Origin of the sequence: Corynebacterium sp., from assembly GCF_012838985.1 — a bacterium.
Taxonomy (GTDB): Bacteria; Actinomycetota; Actinomycetes; order Mycobacteriales; family Mycobacteriaceae; genus Corynebacterium.
In genome coordinates this window covers 1-5,748 of the sequence record NZ_DUOE01000116.1, presented here as the reverse complement: position 1 = coordinate 5,748, position 5,748 = coordinate 1, and the positions used below count along the sequence as shown (strand labels likewise).

Here is a 5,748-nt window from a genome sequence, read left to right as displayed (position 1 = left end):
CGGGGTGAGCCGGTCGCCGGCGGCCAGCGCGTAGTCCTCCCGGGTGGGTTCGGCCGGGGCGGGGGCCTCCAGGCCGAGCAGCCCCAGGGCCCGGGCGGCCAGCGGGTGCCGCAGGGCGCGCAGGGCGGCCCCGTCGAGGGGGACCTCCCCGTCGGGTGAGAACGCCATGACCTCGTCGAGTTCATCGGTGAGCAGGGCGAGTTCGGCGTCGAGAAGCACCGTGTCCAGCGGCGGGGCACCGTCGAGGACACTGGCCGGCCACCAGGCACGCAGCCAGTGGCCGAACGCCAGGTGGCGCAGCCGCGCGGCGAGGGGCCGGTCCCACTCCGGGTGGAACTCCCCACCGCGGAGAAGGGCGACGTGGGCGGCCTCCCCGATGAGGAGGTGGAGCCAGTCGGCCTCGGCGGGGTCATGGACGGTGAGGTGGGGGAGTGCGGGGTCGGCGAGCGGCCACTCGAGGGTGACGCCACGGGCCTGCAGGGCGAGGGTGGTCAGGCTGGTCATGCGGCTGCCTCCAGGGCGTCGCGGATGAGCTGGCGGTGGTCGTACATGACGGAGCGGGCCACGCCGGTGAGCAGGTCCCACACCTCATCGGTGTCGGCGGGGGAGCGGCCCAGCACGTCGAGGCCGTGGAGCCGGGCCCACAGGCGGTTGAGGTAGGGCAGCCAGAAGGCGTGGAGACCGGCGACGACCTTCTCCTGCCGGGGGTCGATGGCCTGCCCGGCGGCGAGCAGGCGGCGCAGGTGCAGGACGTAGGCCTCCTTCGCCAGCCGGGCCTGCACCTCCCGCAGCAGGGTGGGACCGAAGTCCCGGCGCCCGGCCAGCGGCTCCAGTCCGGCGGCCAGCAGCACGCCCGCGGCGAAGGTGGAACGCCAGAAAGGATCCTGCAGGCCGAGCGGGGCGAGCGCGCGGTCGACCTCGGCGGCGAGCAGGTCAGAGGCGGAATCTGCCAGCTCCCGGGAACGGCGCAGGGCGGCGCGGGCGCGGGCCTCCAGGGAACGGTCGAGGGCGTGGGTGGACTCGCCGCGCAGGGGAGGGGCAGGCAGCGGATCCCCGGCGGACAGACGCAGCCCCGCGACCGGGCCGGGCCACTCGACGGCGTCGAACAGGGCCGCGAGCTGCCCCGGGGTGTGGCGCAGCGCCGTGCCCCACGCCGCCACCTCGGGCGACTCCGCGAGGGTCTCGCCGGAGTCGAGCAGATCCCACAGCTCGGCGGCGAGCGTCCCCAGATCCGGGGCGGGGCCGGGGGTTCCCCAGTCGGGGAAGGGGTCGGCGGGGAGGGCGTCGAGAAGCGGGGTGAGGTCGTGGACGGAGACCTCGCCGTGGACCTCCGCGATGACCGCGTCGCACAGGTTGGCGGCGTCCGCACCGGGGGCGCCGTGGAGGCCGGCCAGCTCGAAGGCGCGGGGGAAATAGAGCTCCTGGGCGTTGCCGTCGGTGATCTTCGCGCGACGCCGCGCGGCCCGCAGCAGCGGGAACCAGTCACTCGCGTGCGCGAGGTGGGTGCGGTGGGCGCTGAACAGCTCGGTCAGCGCCGCCGCCTCCGCCGGGCCGAGCAGCGGCGCGGCGAGTTCCGGGCGCAGACGGGGACGGATGACCAGGGGATCGAGCAGACACTTCACCGCGCGGGCCACCGGCAGCCCGTCACGGGTCAACGCGGGGGCGCTTATCGACGCCGCCGTCCAGCTCTCCGCGAGCACCACCCGCCGCGGCCGCATGTCCCCCATGTTTCCCTTCTTCATGAGACGATGTGTGCCGTGCCCAGTGTAAACACGACGGCGCGGTTCCGGGCTCTCCTCGAGGTGGCGGCCGCGCAGATGGAGAGCGGTGACCCCGCGTGGGAGCACTCCCTGGCGCAGGCCCGCGCGCTGGTCGACCGACTGGTGCCCGCGGAGCAGGCGGAGGCCGGGGTGCGGCTGCTCGTCCTCGAACACCGGGTGGCGCTCCTCCGCGGTGACCTGCGGACGGCCCGCGGCCACCTCGGAGAGGCGCTGTTCCTCGTCGACGACGGGGACCCCGGCAACGCCCCGATGCGTTTCCACCTGCTCTCTGATCTGCTCCAGGTCCACCTGCTCGCCGGTGACGTGACGGCGGCCTCCGGGGTGCTGGGGATCATGCGGGCGACCGGGTGGGAGGACCCCCTCGCGGAGGCCCTGCTCAGCATGCGGGAGGCGGACATCGCCCTCACGCAGCACGACTACCGGACGGCGCAGGCCGCCTACTCCGAGGCCGTGGAGGCACTGCGGCGGGACCCCTCCCAGGGGGAGCTGCTCGGGGCGGTGCTGGTGAGCCTGGCGACGGTGCAGTCCCACGCCGGTGACGCGGACGCCGCGGAACGCACCGCCGCGCAGGCGCGTGGCCTCGTCAGCGCCCGGGCCGAGGACCTCGCCGGGCTCCACGAGGTCGACCTCACCGTCGCCCGCATCCGCGGGGACGTGGAGGAGGTGCGTCGCACCTATGCCGCGTACCGGGAGTTCATGGCCGGACACGGCAGCGGGGTGCGGCCGGACCTGCACCTGGAGGCGCAGGCCGGGGCCGCTCTGGAGGCGCAGGCCGCCGGTGACCCCGCCGGCGCGGCCCTCCTCTACCGGGAGCTCGCCGGGCGGCAGAGCAGCCCGGCGAATGAGGCCCTGTCACTGCTGCGGGCGGCCGCCGCGACCTGGGACACCGGGGACCACCGGGGGACGTTCGCCCTGCTTGACGACGCCGCCGCGCTCCTCCGCGACGACTCCCACCTCACCCTGCGGGCGAGCATTGAGATCTACCGGGCGCAGTTCCTGTCCCTGCTGCCGCAGGTGAGCCTCCCCGCGGTGCAGGCGCTGCTCCCGCGGGTCCAGGCCGCGGCGATCGTGCTGCACCACCTGTCCTTCCAGGTGGACACGGCCCCCGCGCGCCGGGAGTTCGCCCGCCACTGGGCCACCGCGGCCGTGGAGGTGTGCTGCCACCTGGCGTTCGGGATCGGCGACAACCGGGGCGTGGCCGACATGATCGACCTCGTCGCGGCGACCCCGGCGGTGCGGGTCGCGGGACCGTCCCTGCTCATAAGCGCGCCGCCGCGAACCCGGGGCCTGGAACAGGCCTACGGGATCGCGGCGGCGGAGTACGGGGTGCGGGTCTGAGTCCGTCTTAGGCGGCGCGGCGCTTCAGGATCAGTGCGGCACCACCGGCGGCGGCCAGCAGACCGACGGCCAGGATGGTCAGGACACCGCTGATGCCGGTGTTGGCCAGCTGCTGCTGCTGAGCTGCCTGGGCAGCGGTGGCCGGGGCGGCTGCTGCCGGAGCTGCGGTGTTGGCGGCTGCGGCCGGGGCGGCTGCCGGGGCGTTCACGGCCTGCTGCTGAGCCAGGACCTTGAAGTCGACGAAGTTGTCGCGGCCCTCGCCGAGGACCTGGGACTCACGGCCCTGCTCGCCGCCCTCGCCGCCACCGCGGGTGTTGTCGCCACCCTCGCCCTCGCCGCCACCGCGCTCGGTGCGGGTCTCGTCCATGCAGGGGACCTCGTGGCGCTCGGTGCGGGTGCTGCTCTCGGTGACGTTCTCCTCGACGACCTTGAAGGTGACGGTCTCGGCGACCTGGTTCTTGGAGAAGCTGAAGTGGAGGGCCTCCGCGGTGTACTCGCCGGTCGGGGTGCCCTCGGGGATGTTGGCGGTGATGGCGTGCTCGGCGCGGTCCTGGCCCTCGCCGACGGCCTTCTGCTGGAAGGTCCAGCCCTCGGGGCCCTTGACCTCGCCGACCTGCCAGTCGCTGGCACGGGTGCCGGTCTCGGCGACGGTGCGGGTGCCCACGACCTTCTCCTCGGTGATGACCTTCTCCACGTAGCACTGGTCGCCGACCTTGATGATCTCCTCGGCGCCCTCGCCGGCGGCGGCGGTGGGGAGGAAGGCGAACGGGACGAGGGAGGCACCGGCGACCGCTGCGGCAATACGCTTGTTGAACATGTTTTTCCTTCGTGAGATGTGTTGTTGTCGGTTGTCGCTCTGGGCTCGGACCAGGCGGTGGAGATTTCGGGAAATGGTGCCGAACAGGTGAATTTCTTGCTGTGAGTACCAACACTAAGCCACACCGCGGAAGGAGTGTTGGTCGGGACGCGCCGCACACGCGAAACGCCACTAAAGTGCTACGTAATATAGCCCTTTATGGGGGTGAAAAAGCGCTTATCGACGCTTCCTGGTTGCGGTTGTCGAAAATTTGACGGACGAAATGTGACGACAGTGAATTGGAGGGACTTGGGGGGAATGTGAGAAAACCCGCCCTGGGGCATTTCTAGCCTGCAGTTATGGAATATATAGGCACTGATGTGTGTCGTTTTCGGGCAGCAAAAAGCCGGATGATGTCCGATCATGTGGGATCGGGCATCATCCGGCTCTGGGGCTGGTGTGACTCCTGGGGTTATTCCCGGATGTCTTCCGGGTGGGTCTAGAGCGAGTCTCCGAAGTCCTCACGGAACTTGGCCACCAGCTGCTCCAGCCAGTCGTTCTTCGGCTTCAGTCGGCCGTAGAAGAAGCGCAGGATCTCCGGCTCCTCCTCCCACTCGAGGCCGCCGATGAGCTGACGGTTCTGGTACAGCCAGTCGAGGCGGTCGATGACGTAGTTGACCTGGGAGAGGGTGAACACGCGGCGCGGCATGGCCAGGCGGACCAGCTCCATGTCGGCCAGCGGCTCGACACCCTCGGCGTCACGCGCCTCGGACATCGTGCCGCGCTCCATGCCGCGGACACCGGAGCAGACGTAGAGGGCGGCGGCCAGGGCGGCGGCCGGGTACTCGTTCTGCGGGATGTGGTCGACGAAGCGCATGGCGTCGACGTGTGCGCCGAGACCGCCGGCAGGGGTGATGACCGGGATGTTGCGCTTGTCCAGCTCGGTGACCATGTACTCGATGAACTGCGGACCCTGGTTGATCATGTCCTCGTCCATGGTCTCCTCGAGACCGACGGTGATGGCCTCCATCTCACGGACGGACATGCCGCCGTAGGTGAGGAAGCCCTCGAACATCGGGACGTAGCCGCGCATCTGCTTGTACAGCTCCTCGTCGCGGATGCAGATGCCGCCGCCGCGGCCGAAGCCGAGCTTGCGGGCGGAGAAGTAGAGGACGTCGCAGAGGTCGGCGATCTCCTTGGTGATCTCACGGATCGACTTGTCCCTGCAGGACTCCTCGCGCACCTTGTTGAAGTAGAGGTTGTCGGCCAGCAGGGAGGCGTCGAGCACGAGCGGGATCCGGTGCTCGCGGCAGACGGCGGAGACCTCACGCAGGTTCTGCACGGAGAAGGGCTGGCCGCCGATGAGGTTGGTGCCGGCCTCCATGCGGACGTAGGAGAGGGCCTCGGCGCCGCGCTCGTCGATGAGCTTCTGCAGGGCGTCGATGTCGAGGTTGCCCTTGAACGGGTGGTCCGAGGTGACCTCGAGGCCCTCCGGGATGACCAGCTCCACGACCTCGCCGCCGTTGACGGTGATGTGCGCCAGGGTGGTGGTGAAGTGGTAGTTCATCGGCACGAGGGTGCCGGGGCGGATCATGACCTGGGAGATGATGTTCTCGGCTGCGCGTCCCTGGTGGGCGGGCAGGAAGTACTCCATGTCGAAGATCTCGACGAGCTTCTCGTGCAGGCGGGTGTAGGTGGCGGAGCCGGCGTAGGCGTCGTCGGCCATGAGCATGGCGGCCTGCTGGTCCTGGGACATGGCGTTGACACCGGAGTCGGTGAGCATGTCGAGGAAGACGTCCTTGTTCTCCAGGAGGAAGGTGTTGTAGCCGGCCT

Annotated in this window: 4 protein-coding genes and 1 pseudogene; 1 reads left to right on the top strand and 4 read right to left on the bottom strand. The window is 70.6% G+C overall.

Annotation, left to right across the window (positions count from 1 at the left end; genetic code table 11):
* Both GXZ33_RS06850 and GXZ33_RS06845 read right to left on the bottom strand, forming a co-directional pair.
* Window positions 1-504: pseudogene (locus GXZ33_RS06850) on the bottom strand (hypothetical protein); the annotation flags it as partial.
* Window positions 501-1,742 (bottom strand): hypothetical protein, encoded by a 1,242-nt coding sequence (locus tag GXZ33_RS06845; protein WP_291340100.1) that lies wholly within the window; start codon window positions 1,740-1,742, stop codon window positions 501-503. The pseudogene GXZ33_RS06850 and the gene GXZ33_RS06845, both read right to left, overlap by 4 nt.
* A gap of 15 nt (window positions 1,743-1,757) precedes the next feature.
* On the opposite strand from GXZ33_RS06845, the gene GXZ33_RS06840 reads away from it, so the two are divergent.
* Window positions 1,758-3,119 carry a hypothetical protein gene (locus tag GXZ33_RS06840; RefSeq protein WP_291340099.1) on the top strand — a complete coding sequence of 454 codons (1,362 nt, stop codon included), beginning with the start codon at window positions 1,758-1,760 and terminating at the stop codon, window positions 3,117-3,119.
* 7 nt (window positions 3,120-3,126) lie between these two features.
* On the opposite strand, the gene GXZ33_RS06835 is transcribed toward GXZ33_RS06840, so the two are convergent.
* Both GXZ33_RS06835 and GXZ33_RS06830 read right to left on the bottom strand, forming a co-directional pair.
* On the bottom strand, window positions 3,127-3,936 hold the full coding sequence (locus tag GXZ33_RS06835) for an LPXTG cell wall anchor domain-containing protein (RefSeq protein WP_291340098.1): 810 nt from the start codon (window positions 3,934-3,936) through the stop codon (window positions 3,127-3,129).
* A gap of 478 nt (window positions 3,937-4,414) precedes the next feature.
* Window positions 4,415-5,748, bottom strand: a 1,334-nt coding sequence (locus GXZ33_RS06830) for a tryptophanase (RefSeq protein ID WP_291340097.1), incomplete at its 5' end; no start/stop codon positions are given.